At 42.4% G+C, this 17,209-nt stretch carries 21 protein-coding genes and 1 tRNA gene; 4 read left to right on the top strand and 18 right to left on the bottom strand.

The window, feature by feature from the left end; translation table 11 throughout:
* Positions 1-53: 53 nt before the first annotated feature.
* Positions 54-1,235, bottom strand: coding sequence for an alanine racemase (alr, locus tag KI350_RS12135; protein ID WP_020452719.1), 1,182 nt, complete (start codon positions 1,233-1,235; stop codon positions 54-56).
* A gap of 324 nt (positions 1,236-1,559) precedes the next feature.
* Here alr and KI350_RS12130 point away from each other — a divergent pair, with 324 nt between their 5' ends.
* Entirely contained in the window at positions 1,560-2,741 is a 1,182-nt protein-coding gene (locus tag KI350_RS12130; RefSeq protein ID WP_023856017.1) for an oxalate decarboxylase family bicupin, read from the top strand.
* Between the two features lie 74 nt (positions 2,742-2,815).
* Here the strand turns inward: KI350_RS12130 and KI350_RS12125 are convergent.
* From KI350_RS12125 to KI350_RS12065, 12 genes are all read right to left on the bottom strand, one after another.
* Positions 2,816-2,888 (bottom strand) — tRNA-Ala (locus tag KI350_RS12125).
* Between the two features lie 115 nt (positions 2,889-3,003).
* Positions 3,004-3,990, bottom strand: coding sequence for an ADP-ribosylglycohydrolase family protein (locus tag KI350_RS12120; RefSeq protein WP_212930486.1), 987 nt, complete (start codon positions 3,988-3,990; stop codon positions 3,004-3,006).
* A 105-nt stretch (positions 3,991-4,095) separates the two neighbouring features.
* A complete protein-coding gene (locus KI350_RS12115) occupies positions 4,096-4,719 on the bottom strand; it encodes a hypothetical protein (RefSeq protein WP_025809669.1) in 624 nt (207 codons plus the stop codon).
* 168 nt (positions 4,720-4,887) lie between these two features.
* Positions 4,888-5,523 carry a hypothetical protein gene (locus KI350_RS12110; RefSeq protein ID WP_025809671.1) on the bottom strand — a complete coding sequence of 212 codons (636 nt, stop codon included), beginning with the start codon at positions 5,521-5,523 and terminating at the stop codon, positions 4,888-4,890.
* A gap of 148 nt (positions 5,524-5,671) precedes the next feature.
* Entirely contained in the window at positions 5,672-5,890 is a 219-nt protein-coding gene (locus KI350_RS12105) for an HNH endonuclease signature motif containing protein (RefSeq protein WP_025809673.1), read from the bottom strand.
* Positions 5,891-5,931: 41 nt separating this feature from the next.
* Positions 5,932-6,063: a polymorphic toxin type 15 domain-containing protein gene (locus KI350_RS23035; protein ID WP_228119636.1), complete on the bottom strand. Its 132-nt coding sequence runs from the start codon at positions 6,061-6,063 to the stop codon at positions 5,932-5,934.
* Positions 6,064-6,215: 152 nt separating this feature from the next.
* Entirely contained in the window at positions 6,216-6,602 is a 387-nt protein-coding gene (gene cdiI / locus KI350_RS12095; protein ID WP_020452731.1) for a ribonuclease toxin immunity protein CdiI, read from the bottom strand.
* 1 nt (position 6,603) lies between these two features.
* Entirely contained in the window at positions 6,604-8,325 is a 1,722-nt protein-coding gene (locus tag KI350_RS12085) for an EndoU domain-containing protein (protein ID WP_065643703.1), read from the bottom strand.
* A gap of 19 nt (positions 8,326-8,344) precedes the next feature.
* Entirely contained in the window at positions 8,345-8,668 is a 324-nt protein-coding gene (locus KI350_RS12080) for a hypothetical protein (RefSeq protein ID WP_003184717.1), read from the bottom strand.
* A complete protein-coding gene (locus KI350_RS12075) occupies positions 8,665-9,372 on the bottom strand; it encodes a DUF5081 family protein (RefSeq protein ID WP_065643704.1) in 708 nt (235 codons plus the stop codon). Before KI350_RS12075 ends, KI350_RS12080 begins: the two co-directional genes overlap by 4 nt.
* 17 nt (positions 9,373-9,389) lie before the next feature.
* A complete protein-coding gene (locus KI350_RS12070; RefSeq protein WP_039072947.1) occupies positions 9,390-9,740 on the bottom strand; it encodes a WXG100 family type VII secretion target in 351 nt (116 codons plus the stop codon).
* Positions 9,741-9,758: 18 nt separating this feature from the next.
* Positions 9,759-10,118: a hypothetical protein gene (locus tag KI350_RS12065; protein WP_023856112.1), complete on the bottom strand. Its 360-nt coding sequence runs from the start codon at positions 10,116-10,118 to the stop codon at positions 9,759-9,761.
* Positions 10,119-10,410: 292 nt separating this feature from the next.
* On the opposite strand from KI350_RS12065, the gene KI350_RS12060 reads away from it, so the two are divergent.
* Together KI350_RS12060 and KI350_RS12055 are read left to right on the top strand one after the other, a co-directional pair.
* A complete protein-coding gene (locus tag KI350_RS12060; RefSeq protein ID WP_003184724.1) occupies positions 10,411-10,620 on the top strand; it encodes a zinc ribbon domain-containing protein in 210 nt (69 codons plus the stop codon).
* A gap of 22 nt (positions 10,621-10,642) precedes the next feature.
* Positions 10,643-10,816: a hypothetical protein gene (locus tag KI350_RS12055; RefSeq protein WP_020452736.1), complete on the top strand. Its 174-nt coding sequence runs from the start codon at positions 10,643-10,645 to the stop codon at positions 10,814-10,816.
* Positions 10,817-10,836: 20 nt separating this feature from the next.
* On the opposite strand, the gene KI350_RS12050 is transcribed toward KI350_RS12055, so the two are convergent.
* Together KI350_RS12050 and KI350_RS12045 are read right to left on the bottom strand one after the other, a co-directional pair.
* Positions 10,837-12,318 carry an alkaline phosphatase family protein gene (locus KI350_RS12050; RefSeq protein WP_065643705.1) on the bottom strand — a complete coding sequence of 494 codons (1,482 nt, stop codon included), beginning with the start codon at positions 12,316-12,318 and terminating at the stop codon, positions 10,837-10,839.
* A gap of 16 nt (positions 12,319-12,334) precedes the next feature.
* Positions 12,335-13,468 carry an MGDG synthase family glycosyltransferase gene (locus tag KI350_RS12045; protein ID WP_065643706.1) on the bottom strand — a complete coding sequence of 378 codons (1,134 nt, stop codon included), beginning with the start codon at positions 13,466-13,468 and terminating at the stop codon, positions 12,335-12,337.
* 99 nt (positions 13,469-13,567) lie between these two features.
* Between KI350_RS12045 and KI350_RS12040 the strand changes: the two genes are divergently transcribed.
* Complete coding sequence (locus KI350_RS12040) at positions 13,568-14,116, top strand: YkoP family protein (protein ID WP_023856115.1); 549 nt, start codon at positions 13,568-13,570, stop codon at positions 14,114-14,116.
* Between the two features lie 45 nt (positions 14,117-14,161).
* Here KI350_RS12040 and KI350_RS12035 read toward each other — a convergent pair whose 3' ends face one another.
* From KI350_RS12035 to KI350_RS12025, 3 genes are all read right to left on the bottom strand, one after another.
* Positions 14,162-14,977 carry a metallophosphoesterase gene (locus tag KI350_RS12035; RefSeq protein WP_020452740.1) on the bottom strand — a complete coding sequence of 272 codons (816 nt, stop codon included), beginning with the start codon at positions 14,975-14,977 and terminating at the stop codon, positions 14,162-14,164.
* Positions 14,978-15,102: 125 nt separating this feature from the next.
* Complete coding sequence (locus tag KI350_RS12030) at positions 15,103-15,933, bottom strand: undecaprenyl-diphosphate phosphatase (protein ID WP_023856116.1); 831 nt, start codon at positions 15,931-15,933, stop codon at positions 15,103-15,105.
* Positions 15,934-16,015: 82 nt separating this feature from the next.
* Positions 16,016-17,161 (bottom strand): AI-2E family transporter, encoded by a 1,146-nt coding sequence (locus KI350_RS12025; protein WP_020452742.1) that lies wholly within the window; start codon positions 17,159-17,161, stop codon positions 16,016-16,018.
* Positions 17,162-17,209 lie beyond the last annotated feature (48 nt).

Below are 17,209 nucleotides of genomic sequence, written 5' to 3'. Positions count from 1 at the left end.
CACTTTTCCTATTTTATCAATGATCGAGAAAACAGCCTGTGAGTATGGGAAAACTACACGTATAACAGCGGGGTCGACTTTTTAAAAATCTTGCCGTCTCTTATATAAAAACGGGGGACGCGCCAGCTTATTGTAGATACCACTTCATAATTGATCGTATCAAGCATTTCCGCAACTTCATCAACGGAAATTTCAGCTCCCTTTTGCCGGCCGTAAATCACGACTTCCTCTCCTTGTTTACCTTCGCTCTCTCCCAGACTGACCATTATCATGTCCATTGTTACTCTTCCCGCCACCGGCACCCGTCTTCCGCGGTGTAGAATAAATCCGCGATTGGAAAGTTCACGGGAATAACCGTCAGCATAGCCGACCGGAATCGTGGCAATCACTTCCCCGCGCTCCGCAACATATGTAGCCCCATAACTAACGGTCCGCGGTTCTGTCAACATGGTTTTCACATAAGCGATGCGCGCCTTCAAGCTTAGTGCAGGCACAAGCTTAACGAGATTGAGCTGCCTGATATAATCGGAAGGATATAATCCATACATTCCGATACCTAAGCGAATCATATCAGCGCTGAATTCCGGAAAAGCGATCGCCGCGGCCGTGTTGTTCATATGCACCGTAGGCAGCTTAAAGCCTTGTTCTTTCAGAAAGCGAAGAAAGCTGATAAACTTTTCGTGTTGAATCATGGTTAGCTCAGTATCCGGTTCGTCAGCTGTGGAAAAATGCGTAAAAATCCCTTCCCATCTGAGGTTTTCACTTGCCGCCAGCGCTTCCACAATTGCTAAAAGCCTTTCTTTTGTGCGTACACCTAAACGCCCCATGCCGGTATCCACATTGATATGAACAGACAGCCGGTCAGGGGTTGCTTCTGTTTCCAATATCTCGTTCGCTTCTTTAATCCAGTCAACTTGAAATGCTGATAACGATATATTCCAAGCTGCCGCTTCTTTCACACAGCTAAGCGGGGTGAAACCGAGCACAAGGATCGGTGCGTCAATCCCCGCTTTTCGCAAAACGACCGCTTCCTCCACCGAGGCAACGGCGAGCTCACTCGCGCCGTTTTCCAGTGCATGGCGTGCCACTTCCACCGAGCCGTGACCATAAGCGTTTGCTTTTACGACAGCCATAATCTTGCTCCTCTTCGGAATATGCCGCCGAAATGCGCGCAAATTTTTTTTAATCGCATCAAGGTTTACCTCTACCCAGACTTCCCGGCAAAGCTTTTTCATCAACGCTCCCTTCTTTCTTGTCACATAGTATTCATTCATGTAGCCGTTCGAAAATTGCCCGGATGCTTTCTATCTCATTCTTATTCAGCTTCGGGCGAAATCATTCAGTCAGTAATCGTTAGCGGTGGAAGGCAAACAGCAGAAGACCGTGCCGTGCAGACTTTAAATCGAAGGTTTTCTTCTGCTGCCAAAGGAAATGCAAATCTGTCCATCTAGTTTTTTTAAAAGCGTCTTAATAAGGCTCCGATTTTTTTCGATTTGATATATTTTAAGCGTCCCTGTCATAAATTTCGGTATACACGACCTGTGAAGGGAGCTTTTTACATGAAAAGAACAGCCGGGACTCCAGCTTGGTACAATCGCGTGCCTCATCCAATAAGACACGATGGTGCGGGCGCGACCGATTTTGGGCCCCGCGACGTGATGCGGGATTTAGAGAATCCCGACATGTTCGTTCCTCCAAAAACAGATGCCGGAGCAATCCCCAATTTAAAGTTTTCTTTTTCAGACACACATATGCAGTTAAATCATGGCGGCTGGTCGCGCGAAATAACTGTCCGGGAGCTGCCGGTATCAACGACGATTGCCGGCGTCAACATGCGGCTGACGCCAGGCGGGGTGCGCGAGCTGCATTGGCATAAGCAATCGGAATGGGCTTACATGATTTTGGGCCATGCGCGCATTACCGCCGTCGATCAGGACGGCCGAAACTTTATCGCCGATGTCGGCCCCGGGGATTTGTGGTTCTTTCCCGCTGGAATACCGCACTCGATTCAAGGGCTTGAGGATGGCTGCGAATTTCTCCTCGTTTTTGACGACGGGAACTTCTCCGAGTTCGATACCTTCACGATTACAGATTGGTTCGCACACACACCGAAAGATATTCTGGCCGCGAATTTCGGTGTACACGAAAGCGCCTTCGCCCGCATCCCCGACAAACAGCGATACATCTTCCAAGCAAAAGCGCCGGGACCGCTCGAAAACCAAAAAGTGCCCGACCCGTATGGAACCGTACCAAAAAGCTTCGCTTACAGGTTGTTTGCACAAAAACCTATCGTAACACCCGGCGGAACGGTGCGAATTGTTGATTCTTCAAACTTTCCAATTTCGACAACGATCGCCGCCGCACTCGTCGAAGTCAAGCCCGGCGGAATGAGGGAAATGCATTGGCACCCGAACAACGATGAATGGCAGTACTATATCACAGGAACCGGGCGAATGACAGTATTTGCGGCAAACGGGACTGCCCGTACCTTTAATTACCGGGCGGGGGATGTCGGATATGTCCCGTTTGCCATGGGACATTACATTCAAAATACAGGCAGCGAAAGCCTGTGGTTTTTAGAAATATTCAAAAGCAGCCGCTTTGCAGACATTTCATTAAATCAGTGGATGGCGCTGACTCCAAGAGAGCTGATTGAAGAGCATTTGCATGTAGGACCGGAGCTGATGAACGCTCTGCGAAAAGAAAAATGGCCAGTCGTCAAATACCGTACAGACAGATAGGCCATCACCCCGCAAAAATGGATCGCGTAAAAAAGGCAACAAAAAAACCCTTGAATCTTCAAGGGTTTTAAAGATGGAGCATAGCGGGCTCGAACCGCTGACCTCTACACTGCCAGTGTAGCGCTCTCCCAGCTGAGCTAATGCCCCGTATATTTAAGACATGATTTATTATAGATGGATTTTTGGAGAAAAGCAAGTGGTTTTTGATGTGAAAAAGAAAATGCTCTGTCAGCCGGCATTTTCTTTTTCACCTAGACAAGCGCTATTGCTTTGATTTTTCAAAACAGAACTGAGTGAACCTTTCAGACAAATCCAGAATGTCATCTATCCTAGCCAAGGCAGTGATCCATTCTTCCGGGATGCTTTCCATTTGATCATACATTCCAGCCATTGTACCTGTAATAAAGGCAATTGTATCTGTGTCTTCCCCCAGGTTCACTGCTTCCAATACAGCATCAGAATAACGGTCTGAATTGAGGAAACACCACAATGCCGCTTCTAAAGAGTGCACAACATAGCCGTCTGACATGATGTTTTCTCTTTTAACACTCGCAATGTCATCATTAAGTATCCTCTTATACGAAGAAAACTCATTTTCATACTCGGTTCCTCTCAAATTCTCCACACAAGAATGGACTGCTTGTTTATATGCCTCTTTAGGGGAATGATCAAACAAGTTTATTAAGAATTCTATATAAATGATACATCCCAGCGTAGATCGGGGATGACGATGTGTAATAAATGCCCACCTTTCGATCTCAGCTTGTCTTTTTGAAAAATCGGATTCGTTCCATAGCATAAAAGCCAACGGAGATATTCTCATCAATGCTCCGTTTCCATTATCAAACTCAGACGCTCCGCCGCATTGTTCAATTGGAACGCCCCTTTTGAAGCGCTCGATTGCATCATCAGTCGCTCTGCCAATATCAAACATGCTGCCGTATGGAGTCCAGTACCCTTCCCGATACGCAGCAAACTTTTTCATCAATTCGGTCTCATCTTTTTTTTCGATCAGATTCTCCATTAAACACAAAGTGAGTGATGTATCATCTGACCATGTCCCAGGCGGTTGATTATAAGTCCCGTACCCTATCATTCCAGTGATATTTAAGTTTCTAGCTTTAAATTCCACAGGGACGCCCAGCGCATCACCGATAACCCCGCCAAGGATAGTGGAGTACAGTCTTTTTTTAAATTGTGAGATATGGTTATCATCGTTCCACTGAAACGATATTATTCTTCTTTTCATTTGGCACACCCGCTTTGTTGATTCATCTTGAAAACGCATGGAGATCGATTTCCATGCGTTTTAGTTTTAAATCATATTCATTTAAAAATAATTATACATCAAATATTATTTTCCTAAAATCAATCTTCTTATCTTCTCTTCAAACTGCATACTTATATTGAAATCGTTTTTCCATAGATTTAAAAGAGAGATAACTTCTTTTAATTTCAAGGAAAAGTTATACAATACAAGAAATGCACTTGGAGCTTCTCTATCTTTAATTAAATAAACTTTTTTGAAGTCAGGAGTCATATAAAAAATATTATATAATCCATTTTTTGTTTGTTCTAAGTTAACAGAAATCTTTTTTTCTTTAAAAATTGAAAAATAATTCTCACCAATTTTCAAATCTAATAAGTTATTTAAAGATTTTATTTCATTATCTTCTAACTCTAATATTTTATCTTGTGTTTCAATATCTCGAATACGATCACCTAAAATTGAAACCGCATAAATACCGAGTGCACAAATTCCCTCTTCTTTATTATCAAATTGCTCTTTAATAAATTCATTCCCTCTTTGATTTAATATTAAATAATATATATTGTTTTCCGTGTTTTCTTGAAGTTCAACAAATGTTTCTTGATAAATACAGTTATTAAACTTTTGATAAACCCCTATTTTATTTTCTTCAGCATGACTTATAACCGCATAATCCTCACCAAGGTTTTCCTTCAACAAATTATGCATTTCTAAAGACCACCTTTTGTAATTGAAACTTCTTTTATATAACCTTTATCTATTGTATCATTGTGATATTTAAGAATAGTGTAATCTTTACTCTCTGTCTCCATAACCTTATGTAGTTTCAATTAAAATCGACCATCTATAATAGATAGATGGTCGATTAAAATTTCATTATAAAAGAAAAGTACTTATGTCTCCTTCAGAGAAATTATTTGCTATTCCTTCAGTTTCCAACAAGTTTTTCACTTTATTTTCAAATTGATAAAGCAAATAGACTTTTTTGAACGCAATAAACAGTGCTCTTTGATTTTGGATTGCTACTGTAGATTGAATCACATTACCTTTATTGTTGACAAAAGAGACAATCGAACTTGCTTCGTCTTCCATCTCTAGCATAATCGCTCTATTTTTTACTTGTGATTGTCCCAAAGCAAATAAAGAAGCAGGGATCCCTAATATAGACATGGCTTGAAAAAGCTTACTTTGATCAAATGTAGGTCCACCTATATCCAACTCTTCATGTTCCATCACAAAAAGCTGAAACTTTTCTAAAAAATAAAAAGAAGATAACCTATCCAGAAAAAAGTGTTTTGCCCCTTCAACTTCATTGTAAAATTCTTTTGTTATTTCCAAATAAGGGTTATTTTGTCTTTCAACCATAAACAAACCATAAACCCATTTATCTTTGTCGTTCTTCAATATATAAAAATTTTCATACGGAGCAACATTCTCTTTAATGCAACTATCTTCAAGAGTAGTTGATTTCCCCAGCTTATTCAAAATTTTATGAGCTTGATTAATATTCACTGAAAGTCCACCACATTTATTTTAATAAACTTTGTCAATGAGCTACGGTCGTTGAGCTTGTCTTTTGCTTTCAGTCGCATGCGTTTTTGATTATATCTCATTTGAGTCATACAGCAACTCTTAGCTTATTTCTTCTCCTTTCTAAATGCTATCTCGGAACATCTGCCCACATTCCAGTAGATCTGTCACCATTATGAATAGTTATATTGTGTATTCCAAAAGGTACTAACTCCATTTTACCTGGCACTTCAGTATGGTGCCATGTCATACCTTCTGGTCTTCCTCCAATTGCGTTATCTAGCCATTCAAATTTTGCCTCGTCAGACTTTAACCAGAGACTTTCTGGTAAATCTTTAGTCTTTACCACAAGTCCAGCACCCTTGAAATCTGCAAAACCAATACCTCCTTTTAATAGGTTAGTTTAACATTTAAATAAGTTAATTTTTTCTCACTAGAACTCATATTTTGTGCTACACTTCTTATTTGTTCATCCACTATGTCTATTCTATATTTCCATTGAGATCTGAGGGAAGAATTTATTTTTCCTTCTACCAGCTATATTACACAAAAAAGCACCCGTTGTTTTTAACAACAAAGTGCCTTATAGTAACGTACAGAAAGCATTCCACTTAAAGTTTAGCCTAAAGTTGCACAGAAAGCTTCTTCATCTCACTATGTTCCTCAAGTATCCATTATTTAATATCATATTTTTCTTTAATCTTCATTAATAATTCTTCAATAAGCTCTTTCTTCTCAGGATTTCTTTCTATATAAAAATTACACGCAGTACTTATATACTGATACAATTCATCATAACTCACAATATCGTAATCATCGTCACCGTCGCCAGAATAAAATAAAACTTTATTTTGTCCAAAGTATTCCTCTTCATCTTGTTCATATTCATCTGAATAAATTATTCCATTATACTCACGGCGCTCTCCCTCTTTATTTTTAAATTCTTCTAAATGCTGTAGAAAGTTACGTCCATTTACATAAAGATTCAAAACATCTATAACTGCCTCTTTAGTCAAATTATTCTGTTTCATCATCTCAATAAATTCTTCATATACGTTCATACTAATCCACCCATTCTAATACTGGATAAGCATTTTCTATCTCACCAGTTTCTGAATTCATAATGCCTTCAAATTTTAATTTTTTTCCATTATATTCTGTTTGTCCTTGTATTTTTATCTTCTTTTGTTTTAATAGAGGAATTTCTCTTTTATTGCTTAATCCTTCGTCCATTGCCTTTTTACTTAAATTTATTATTTCATCATCCGAAATAATCTTTGGATCATACACTGTCTTTTTATACATTTTGTCTTTATTAGGTATTACTTTGTATTCACCTGTTCCATTTTTTCCGGTATAGTCCATTTTTTCGTACTTCACTTTATATTCAATATCAAAAACTCCTTCTATACTTGGATGTTCTTTCTTAACAACAGTTTCCAACTCATACTTGTTAGAATTACTATCAAAATAATTCTTAAACTCATCATAATTATGTCCACCACTAACACCATTACGTTCAGTAAACTTTTTAACGGGTCCTGTCGTGTGTTCGACATAGTAATCTTCTTTATATTTAAGGTTTGTCGTACCTTTAGAAACACTCTTCCCAGCCTCAATCTCCTTCTCAACCCGCTGAATCGAATCCTGCATCTTCGCTTTCGACGCTTTATGGGCGTCGTTGACGTGGGCGGAGTAATTGGACCCTTTTCGGACGAGGGTGCCGCCGGCTCCTGCTTCTGCACCGCGGGCAATATCGCTCAAAGCGTCGGCGCTTTTGGCGAATTGTTTTTTGATGGCGAAGCCTGCGTCGTTGAGTCGGTCTTGAGCTTTCAGCCCATTCACCTTCATGCGGTTCGCCCAGATGTTTTTGCTGTCTTTAAAAGATTGTACCATATGTTCTGTTTTGCTTGAAATTTGGCCGATTGTGGCTGCGCTTTTAAATGTACCTTTTGCCGCGGCTGCCCCCGGGATGATGTCAAGGGCGCCGAACACGCCTCTTTCAACCCTTTCGTCTGTGTTTAACTCCCGTTGTGTCATCCAGTCTTTTCCGGTTGCGGCGCTCGAAATATTGGCTCCTCCGTAGGCGACGGCCACCGTGAGACCTGCCGGTGCACAAAAGATGGTGAGCACGATGATGCCTGCACCGGCCAGAAGATCCCGCCACAATTCCTGATTCTTTTGGACATCTCCGATTGATTCGTATTCAAATCCGCGGGAAGAGGCAATCGCTTTCATGTATTCTTCATACGATAATTCGATGTCGGGGTGGTTGATCTGGAATTCTTCAAATTCTTTGCTCAGTACGTGATCAAACGATTCCGAGTCTTTGAAAATATCATTTACGCTCACTTTCGCTTTGTCGGTTTCGACCGCTTGTTTGGACATGCCGTATCCGACGTAAGTGGTTTCCTTGGAGCTTATCCGGTTCGCGGTCGTGTAATTATGTATCGTCAGTCCGCGCATTTTTTCGGCGAACGCGTCTATTTTTTTATAAAAAGGGCTGTCAATGTGATCTTCCACCAAACTGCCGGCTTTCAGGCAAAAGTCAGCCAGCTTTTGATAATCCTTAAACAGTTCCTCGATCTTGCTTTTTTTGCTTGTGTGGGTAAAGCTGATCGACCTGTCGCTGTCCTTGTCTTTGATTTTGGATTCGATATCTTCCAAGAGATCGTTGAGTTTGATAAGGCCGGCTTTCATACCGCCGCCATATGGTCCGCCCGTCAGCGCATCGAGCCCGTCTTTCATGCCCTGCCATTCTTCCGGTACGTATTTCACATCCATTTAGATGATCGCCTCATTTCTATTTCTGAATCTTGTAGAGTTTTTGAAGCTCTTTATCTGTTTCATACATTTTCTCCATCGCATAACTGACAATATGGGAAGCTATACAGTAATTATCAAACAGCTCCATCGTCTTCCCGAGAATATCCGCGTAGCTTTCAATCGCTTTTGATGCCTGTCCGGCTTTATAAAAATCGGATTCTGAAAGGTTTTTGATTTCTTTCTGAACCCCTTCTGTATAAATATCGCAGATGCTTTTCAGCTTATTAGAAATGGTGATCATTTCTTCAAACTCGAGATGGATGTTTGTACCGCCGCCTCCTGCTCCGCCTTCTGCATTCATAGCATCGCCCTCCCTGCTCTGAAATTGATGTGCAGTGCGTCATAGATCCGGTTGTTCATAATATAAAGGCTGATCCATTCATATCGATCATTTAAAGGATCAACCGAGATGAAATCTTCGCCTTTTGTAAAGTAAAGTGTTGTCGTCTGGAAACCGGTGTCTGCCGGTTTTTGCTGCGAGGCAAGCTTGAACGTTTCCACAGCAAGAACTTCTTTTTGATCAAGATCCATTGCCCTGACTTCGGCTTTTTCAGCGGCGCTCATCGGTTTTGTCAAAAAAGCGAGGTCTTGATCACGCGGCTCTCTTACTAAAAATGACACGTTGGAAATAAGCGATAAATAAACTTCGCGCTTTTCCAAATAATCTAATGTGTAGCCTTTGCCCTGGCTTCTTTCAGTCAGAGCGACAACGCGCTCCTCATCGTCCGGCAAAAATGCGCACATGACGTTATTAAAGCGCACGAATTCTTCGCTTTCTTGATATTGCTTCAGCAGCTTAATCAGAAAAAAAGCGGTCTTGGTCAGCTTGCCTTCCTTTAAAAGGATGCCTTTTTCAATCAGGCTCTCTTTTGCTTTTACTGCACAATCCGGCTCAGCCAAGGCCAGCTGTTCGCGTTCCGGAAGACCGAATATGTAGGTAACTCCGGCTGCTCCTGCTAAAACATAAAGTTCTGACGCCGACAGCGTATCTGCTTTCACCTGCATGTCATTCTCCTTCCCTGTTATAAGTTTTTGATTTCCTGCACTTCACTGAGCTTTGAAAAATCGTCGATGTGCATTTGCAGTGCATCTAATGCAGCCGTATGTTCTTTCAAGGCGTCTTTCATATCGGCATTCAATTCGATAATCAGCTCAAGGTAGCTTAAAAATGCGTCGCGGGTTTTTCCGCTCCATTTTCCGCTTTCAACATACGCTTTCAATTCCTTTGCTTTTTTCAGCGAGTCGCCAACATGTTTTTCGATCGCTTTCGCATGGGAATGCGCTTTTATTGTTCCATTATGTGAAATTTTCACAGTCTCTCCGCTTACTTTCGGATTGGCCGCTTGATAGTTGTAGTATCCATATCCGTCCATGACTCGGCTGTTCCTCCTCTACGCCTTTTTCTCTTCAGCTTCAGCTTTTGCTTTATAATACTCCCACTTGCTTTTCGCCTTCGACTTGGCGCTTTGAATGTCATCGACCATATCTTTAAAATGCTTGACCAATTCCTTCAGCTTGGCATCCTTTTCATGGCGTGTATCCTCAAATTCGTGGGAAGGGATTTTCAAGTCCGGGAGATTGCTGTTGTATGCTTTCAAACTTGCATCAACTTCTGCTAATTTCGTCTTAACATCGCTTTCTTTATCAGATAAAAAGTCGTATAAATTTTTATACTCGTCGCGTTTTCGTTCATTTTCCGTGTAGGATATGTGCAAAAAGTTGCCTACTGAATCCCAAAAACCTTCGCTCAAAGCAGCTGCCCCTTTCATTTATCCTAGTCAATAAAAACTATTTTCCTGTAGTGGATGATATTGTAATAGGTTTATCTTACAGGATGGTCCTAGGCGAATGAATAGGTTAAAAGGATTGTTTTTTCGACGAAAAAATAAAATAACCGGTCTTCGAGAGATTTTTATAAGCAAAAAGGATCAGTCCGTTTTCCCCTCTTTTCCGACCGGTCATTTCCTGAGAAATATTTTCTTTTGAAGAACATTCCATTATAATGAAGTTGGTTGGATTTTACATCATGAAAGGAGAAGCGCTATGCGTGAACATAAAGGATGTATCAAGTGCGGAAGTACAGATGCGGGGCAAAAAGAAATCGCGACGACCGGCACCGGCCTGTCAAAATTGTTCGATGTGCAGCATAACCGTTTTCTCGTCGTTTATTGCAAAAACTGCGGGTATTCGGAACTGTACAACAAACAATCTTCAACCGCCGGAAACATTCTCGACCTGTTCTTTGGAGGATGACGGCCCGAAAGGAGAAACGGTTATGAGAGAAAAATACGGATTATTGATTGCCATATTTATTTTGGCTTTATGTGTGCACTCCAATATCGTCGTAGAACATGCACTCTTACAGGCGATCATAAAAACAGTCTCACTATTCGTGATGATCGCTTCGGCGCTTGCAGCATTTGTCAAAGGCATCAGACAGCCGTCATAATCACTGGGAGAGGGGGTTAGTCATTGCCCCGTTCCCAGTGATTTGACTAAATCGAGAATCCATTCTTTCACGTCGACAAGGCGATTGTATGCCGGCTTTGTATCGGTTCCGGTGATGATCATGGATACGAGGGAGTCCTGCTTGTGCAATGCACCGTGGCTGGCTCCTCCGACGTGCGTCGGCGACCCTTCGCCGATAAATTCGTATCCAGGCTTTGCATTGGCGATCAAAAAGTCGCCTTCATGCGAAAAAAATGAAGTGTACAGTCTGGCCAGCGCATCGGGAAACTTTCCGTATGTCATGCTGCTTTGCTCGACCGTCAAATCGAGAATGTTTACATCCCCTTCCAGCGTCCACGTTTGTCCAAATTCATCCGTGTATTTGCCTCCCGGCCGAAATGTGAGCTTCCCGTGCTGCTCCCCCGAAACGACCTCAATTGAATCCGTTTCATTTTTCCAGCCGATGATGTCGATCCTCTCGTCCTGTTGCAGAATATCCGCGATCCTCGCGAGCGGAAGCTTCGCTTTATCGAGCGAATAGATGAACGCCATTCTTTCGTTAACGGCAAGAACGATGTCGTCATCGTCCGCCACGCCTTTCTTTAATTTCACAATGCGAAAGGCGTCCAGAAGACTTCTCAAATCAATCAATGCTTCTTTTTTATTGCCGCTGATCCAGGCCTGTCCGTTATCCCCCATCACGATCCAAATGTGATCTTTTAAAGCGGCTTCCCATGACGGAAAGCTGTCTAAAATCTTTTGAACATGCCGGTCTGCTTTCGCGACCCCTGCTGCGTCGTTTCTCCCGTGTTTATGTACGTGCTGGTCGAGATCGGGAAAATAGACGAGTGTAAGAGGCGGCACTTTGTTTGTTTTGATCAGATGAACCAATTCATTCGCAGAAAACCGGTCATTAAAGCCGAATTTTTTGAAAAGCGAGCGGTTTGCCGGATTCACTTTGGAAAAACCGCCGTACGAGAACAGCTGGGACGTGTTGATTTTGACTGATTGGTTTAACCCGGAAATCATTGAAAAAAGAAAAGGAACCTGTAAATAGCCGTCCCGGCTCCCCCTGTGCAAAAGTGCATTGATCGAGCACGTTTCAATTCCTTTTTCATCAAGCTCTTCGTGAAGCGTCTTCACCTGTTGGCTTAAATGAACCTGATTCAAATTGTAAAAGACGTCTCTGGAGGATTGTTTGATGCCTAATTTCAGAAGCTCTCGAATATGGCTGCCATAATTGATGATCCGTTTTTCCTTCGCGTTGTACCACACAAGACCCGGAACTTTATGGCGGTTGCTGCTCGCCCCTGTAAGCAATGTGCTGTCAACATTGACGGACATCGTCGGAAAAGGGCTGATCATATCAGGGACATAGCGCCCGTTTTCCAGAAAATATCGCAGACCAGGAGCCTGTCCGGTTTTCACGGCTTCTTGAAGCGGTTCATCCATTAATGAATCAATCAGCAACATGACGACTGATTTCTTGCGGCTCTCAGACATCGTTCTTCCTCCTTCCTTATACATGAGCATTCCCTAAACCGCTCCGGTTATGAATGATCCCGTCTAAAATGTCGCTGATATCCCGGTCCGATTTTTCACGCAAATATTGACCAACGCTCATTTGATAGCGTCTGATGTCTTCTTCCGAACGGAAAAAGGAGAGCAGCTGCTGTTCAATCGGCTCCTGTTTTTGCTGATTCAGTTCAATGACAAGGTTTTTCTTTTTCAGAATATCGAGATTCATCTCTTCCTGTCCGGGCAGCGCATGGTAGATAAATACCGGAAGCTGTTTTTCAATGCACTCGCTGATCGTGACGCCGCCGGGCTTCGTTATGATGCCCGACGCCTCCTCGTATAAACGGTTCATTTCTGCTTTGCTTTCGATATAAGGCAGCGCTGTAATGTATGGATTGTTTAAATCATGAACATACCGGTAGAGCTTTCGGTTTTTTCCGCATAGTATTTGGTATGCGACATCCCCATTCGGCGACAGCTCCTGCACAAGCTTAAAAATGCCGCCCACCCCCATGCTTCCGCCGGTTATGAGGATGTTGCACACCGCTTTTTTGTCCCCGTTCTGCCCAGGCTTTCTCTCCATTTTATAGGAACGATGCACGGGTATTCCGGTCAAAAAAATCTTCTCTTCATCAACGCCTTCTGCGATCAGCTGTTCTTTGATGTCTTTGATCGGCGCAAAATGATAATCAATCTTTTCTCTTCCCCAAATTCGGTTGACGAAAAAATCGGTATAGACATTGACCACTTTCATGTCGGGAAATCGGCCTTTTAAGCGGTTCAGCAAATAGGAGGGCAATGCATGCGTACAGAACACGATATCAGGCTTTTTTTCCGCAATGATCTGCTGCATATCCTTCAAAAAGATCAGCTCGTACAAGAGGTGGCGCTTTGCGGTTTGATGGCGCCCGCACGCCAGGAGATGATAGACCGAGCTGTAGACTTTCGGAAAATACTGAATCCATGACAAATACGCCGCAGAAGAGGCTTTTTCAAGCCGCCGATAAGCATGTGAAAAAATGTCGATTTTTTCACATTGATGGGATTTGAGAAGCAGTTCTGCCTGCAGTGAATCGGCAACGTGATGATGACCGGTGGAAATGCTTAAAAAAGGGAAAATCAGAATCTTTGTCATCTCCATCCTCCATTTCAGAAGAAAAATGTTTTCCATTTATATTTTTCAAATATCCAGCCAAAATATAAGTGTATTTTTTCAGGAAAGGAAAGTGGCGACTTGAGAAACTGTTTTTTGTCGATTTGGAGTGTAATTGACCCGTTTTATTATTTTTTTTCAAGACTGACACTCATTGATCAAACGAAATCGAGCATTTTTCGCGTCCGTCTCACAAGGTACAAAGGGATCGATGTGGTGTTAAACGATGGGACGGTTATTAAGAAGAACGATGTTCTGATCAAAATTCATCTGCATAATATTAAGCTGATCAAAGAGCTTCAAAATATTGAGAGCGCTGTCAGAAGAGGCATCCTCATTTATCAAAAGGCGTACTTTTCAATGCCGATCCTGGCCGAATATGTTAAAAACCATCACCGGACAGACCAAATCAAAGGCATCATCGGCATTACGACGCTGCATAAAGGCGTTGAAAGGCTCGGTTTTGAAGCCGTTGAGCCCGCAAACCAGTTTTACAGAGTCTTTAAAAAACTGACGCAGATTCCGATTTTATATTTAACAACAAAGCAATTTTCTCTTCGTAAAATTCCTCCTTCCCAATATTTGTTTATCTCGAAAGAAAAATTGTTCAAGTCCTATCTGCAGAAATAACAAAAAAAGAGACTGATCCCTCAAAACAGGAACAGCCTCTTCTTTTTATGAAATGTGATGGAACGTCATTTCCGGACGGCTTCCAATGCGGATATTCGCTCCCGTCTGGCCCAATCCCTCGCTGATATAAAACGGTTTGTCATGATGATAGTGAAGACCTTTAATCATATTCATTCGCACAAGCTTTCCCATCTTCAGAAGATGATAAGGCTTCGGCCAATGAATCTGACCGCCGTGAAAGTGCCCTGACAGAAGATAGTCAAAGTGAAATTCCTGCATATCAAGCACAACGTTCGGATCATGCGTCAATACAAGGTTGTACCCTTCCTTCAGCTCTTTATATGAAGCGGCAATATCGCTTCGCTTCGTGCTGTAATCATCAATCCCAATAATGTTGAGTGCCTCACCTTCCACTTCAATCGAGACATGCTGATTTCGAAGGGTGATGCATCCGTTATCTTCCAGCACACGTTTCAGCTTCCGAAAGTGTTCACCTTTCAATACGTAGTCATGGTTGCCGAATACAGCGTACATCCCGTATGCCGGCTTTAGTTTTTGCAAAGCTTTTAAGTAGTTTGCAAGCTTTGGTATATTTCGTTTCCTATCAAGAAAATCTCCTGTCAAAGCAATGAGATCCACTCGTTTTTTATTGGCAAGTTCAAGAATCTGTTCAGGTGAAATCGAAATGTTTTCTAAATGAAGATCAGACAGATGAAGAATGTTCAGCTTTTTCTTTAAAGCGGGAGCCTGGACGCGCTCGACCGAAATCGTGTTGACTTTCACATCTTTTGTATTGTGGTTCGCTTTATAAAAAATAGGCATTAAACCTAAGATAATCAATAGACATGCGATAATAAACATTTCAATATCTCCTCCCTCTTACTAGTATAGTAAGTTGGCAGGCAGTTTTATAGTGGGAAATAATGGGATATCATTCTTTTTACCTATAAAAAAACCGATTTCCAGCTGGAAATCGGTTCGTAATTTTACAGAAACAAAATGAACAGAAGAAGCCCTAAAATGATGCGATAGATGGCAAACGGGACAAGCTTGATCTTATTGATCAGCCTGAGGAAAAAGCGGACGACAAAAAGAGCGACAATAAAAGCGCTGATAAACCCTGTAATAAAGAAAGGAAACAGGTCTGCACTTAAATATGCCCAGTTTTTAATTAAAGAGAGCAGGCTGGCTCCCATCATGATCGGAATCGCCATGATGAAGGTGAAATCGGCGGCCGCTCTGTGGTTCAAGCCGAGAATAACACCGCCCGAAATCGTCGAACCCGAGCGCGAGAAGCCCGGCCAGAGCGCCAGACATTGAAACAGCCCCATACCGAGTGCCTGCTTATACGTCATCCGGTCAACCGAATCTGTCGTCTCCGTGCGCCGGTTAATCCAGTCGGCCCCGAGCATCAGCACCGCGCCGGCGATGAGACCGACCGCAACGGTGTGTACGGAAAACAGGTACTGATCAATATAGTCTTCGAATAAAAAGCCGAGCACAGCGGCGGGAACAAGTCCTACAGCGATTTGGGCGATAGAAAGGCGGTTTCCCGATTTTTGCTCTTCCGTCATGTTTTTCTTCACACCTAAGAGGTTGAGAATCCGGTCTTTAAATACGATGGCGACAGCGAGGATGGAGCCGAGCTGAATCACGACTTTAAAGGTATTCGCCGCCTCAGGCGTGAGCAGTTCTTTCGATTTCAGCCAGACGTCGTCAACAATGATCATATGCCCTGTTGACGAAACAGGGGCATATTCTGTTAATCCTTCAACAATTCCGAGTATGATGGCGACAAAAATATCCCAAATGTTCATATGTCATTCCTTTCGCTTCATAAAACTTGTCCTCTAATAAACTATTTATATCGCCTTTAAAAGCCGATTATGCAAGCGGGATTTAGACTTCTTCGTTTTTTTCATAAAGGTGTGAACGCTGTTTAAACCATTCAAACAAATGCGTGACCACCACTTTGATGACCGCGTATCCGGGGATGGCGAGAATGACGCCGATCACGCCGAACAGCTTGGCTGCCGTCAGCAGCACAAAGATGATCGTTACCGGATGGATGTGCAGGTTTTTTCCCATAATTTGCGGCGAAATAAATTTTCCTTCAAACAGCTGCACGACAGTCCATACGATGATCAGCTTCACAAGCATAAACGGGGAAGTAACCAGGGCAATAATGATTGCCGGCGTGATCGCAATCGTCGGTCCGAGATACGGAACGATGCTCGTACACGCCGCCACAAGGGCCAATAAGGAAGCGTAATCAAGACCGATGATCATATATCCGATAAACAATAGGCAGCCGATACAGAAGCTGACGATGATCTGCCCCCTGATATACGAACTGAGCCGGTGATTCATCTCGGACATCATCACATACGTCTGTTCCCGCAAGCGGACCGGTACGAGCTTCAAAATAAAGAGCGGCAGTTTTTTACCATCTTTCAATAAGTAAAACAGGATAAACGGCACGGTCACAATTGAAATCACGACTTCTGTAACAGCGCCTATGAACGTTCCCACTCCGGTAAATGTGCTGTTTAAAATTGTGGTGGCTTGATCGGATAATTTGCTTGCCAAATCGGTCAGATTGATGTTCAGCGTCTGCTGGACTTGATTAAAAAACTGGCTTCCGATCAGCTGTTTAATTTGGTCTTCCACAATGTGGACATACCTTGGGAAATTATCGACAAGGCTTGTGATCTGTTCCCTTAACAGCGGGATAACGGAGACGATCAAAATCGTGATCAGACCGATGATCACGATATAGAGAAGAAGAATTGAATAAATCCTTTTCACATTTTTCCGCTCTAGAAAATCAACGATCGGATTTAACAAATAATAAACGACACCTGTCAGTACGACAGGCAGAGCGATAGTTTCCACAAGGACGATGAAAGGCGTGAAAATAAACGATGCTTTTGTAAATACAAGGATGTTCAATCCGATCAAGAGCAGAACGAGCAGAAACAAAACGAATTTATTGTCTAAAAAAAACTTCTTAAATCTGCCGCCCCACATATTCAAAGAGTCCATGGCGATCCTCCATTAACGTTGGTTTTATACATTAAATTGTACACTATT

The sequence above is a fragment of the Bacillus sp. J41TS8 genome (assembly GCF_018333035.1).
Classification (GTDB): Bacteria; Bacillota; Bacilli; order Bacillales; family Bacillaceae; genus Bacillus; species Bacillus paralicheniformis.
This window is presented reverse-complemented; position numbering and strand designations above follow the sequence as displayed.

What these genes read in the sequence shown, in the direction of transcription:
- KI350_RS12120 (WP_212930486.1), bottom strand. Translation starts at nt 3,990, where the DNA reads ATGAAAAGAAGAATAATATCGTTTCAGTGGAACGATGATAACCATATC.
- KI350_RS12130 (WP_023856017.1), top strand. Translation starts at nt 1,560, where the DNA reads ATGAAAAGAACAGCCGGGACTCCAGCTTGGTACAATCGCGTGCCTCAT.
- KI350_RS12055 (WP_020452736.1), top strand. Translation starts at nt 10,643, where the DNA reads ATGAGAGAAAAATACGGATTATTGATTGCCATATTTATTTTGGCTTTA.
- KI350_RS12060 (WP_003184724.1), top strand. Translation starts at nt 10,411, where the DNA reads ATGCGTGAACATAAAGGATGTATCAAGTGCGGAAGTACAGATGCGGGG.
- KI350_RS12070 (WP_039072947.1), bottom strand. Translation starts at nt 9,740, where the DNA reads ATGGACGGATATGGATACTACAACTATCAAGCGGCCAATCCGAAAGTA.
- KI350_RS12115 (WP_025809669.1), bottom strand. Translation starts at nt 4,719, where the DNA reads ATGCATAATTTGTTGAAGGAAAACCTTGGTGAGGATTATGCGGTTATA.
- cdiI (WP_020452731.1), bottom strand. Translation starts at nt 6,602, where the DNA reads ATGAACGTATATGAAGAATTTATTGAGATGATGAAACAGAATAATTTG.
- KI350_RS12080 (WP_003184717.1), bottom strand. Translation starts at nt 8,668, where the DNA reads ATGAATGCAGAAGGCGGAGCAGGAGGCGGCGGTACAAACATCCATCTC.
- KI350_RS12030 (WP_023856116.1), bottom strand. Translation starts at nt 15,933, where the DNA reads ATGAACATTTGGGATATTTTTGTCGCCATCATACTCGGAATTGTTGAA.
- KI350_RS12045 (WP_065643706.1), bottom strand. Translation starts at nt 13,468, where the DNA reads ATGACAAAGATTCTGATTTTCCCTTTTTTAAGCATTTCCACCGGTCAT.
- alr (WP_020452719.1), bottom strand. Translation starts at nt 1,235, where the DNA reads ATGAAAAAGCTTTGCCGGGAAGTCTGGGTAGAGGTAAACCTTGATGCG.
- KI350_RS12085 (WP_065643703.1), bottom strand. Translation starts at nt 8,325, where the DNA reads ATGGATGTGAAATACGTACCGGAAGAATGGCAGGGCATGAAAGACGGG.
- KI350_RS12025 (WP_020452742.1), bottom strand. Translation starts at nt 17,161, where the DNA reads ATGGACTCTTTGAATATGTGGGGCGGCAGATTTAAGAAGTTTTTTTTA.
- KI350_RS12050 (WP_065643705.1), bottom strand. Translation starts at nt 12,318, where the DNA reads ATGTCTGAGAGCCGCAAGAAATCAGTCGTCATGTTGCTGATTGATTCA.
- KI350_RS12035 (WP_020452740.1), bottom strand. Translation starts at nt 14,977, where the DNA reads ATGTTTATTATCGCATGTCTATTGATTATCTTAGGTTTAATGCCTATT.
- KI350_RS12075 (WP_065643704.1), bottom strand. Translation starts at nt 9,372, where the DNA reads ATGCAGGTGAAAGCAGATACGCTGTCGGCGTCAGAACTTTATGTTTTA.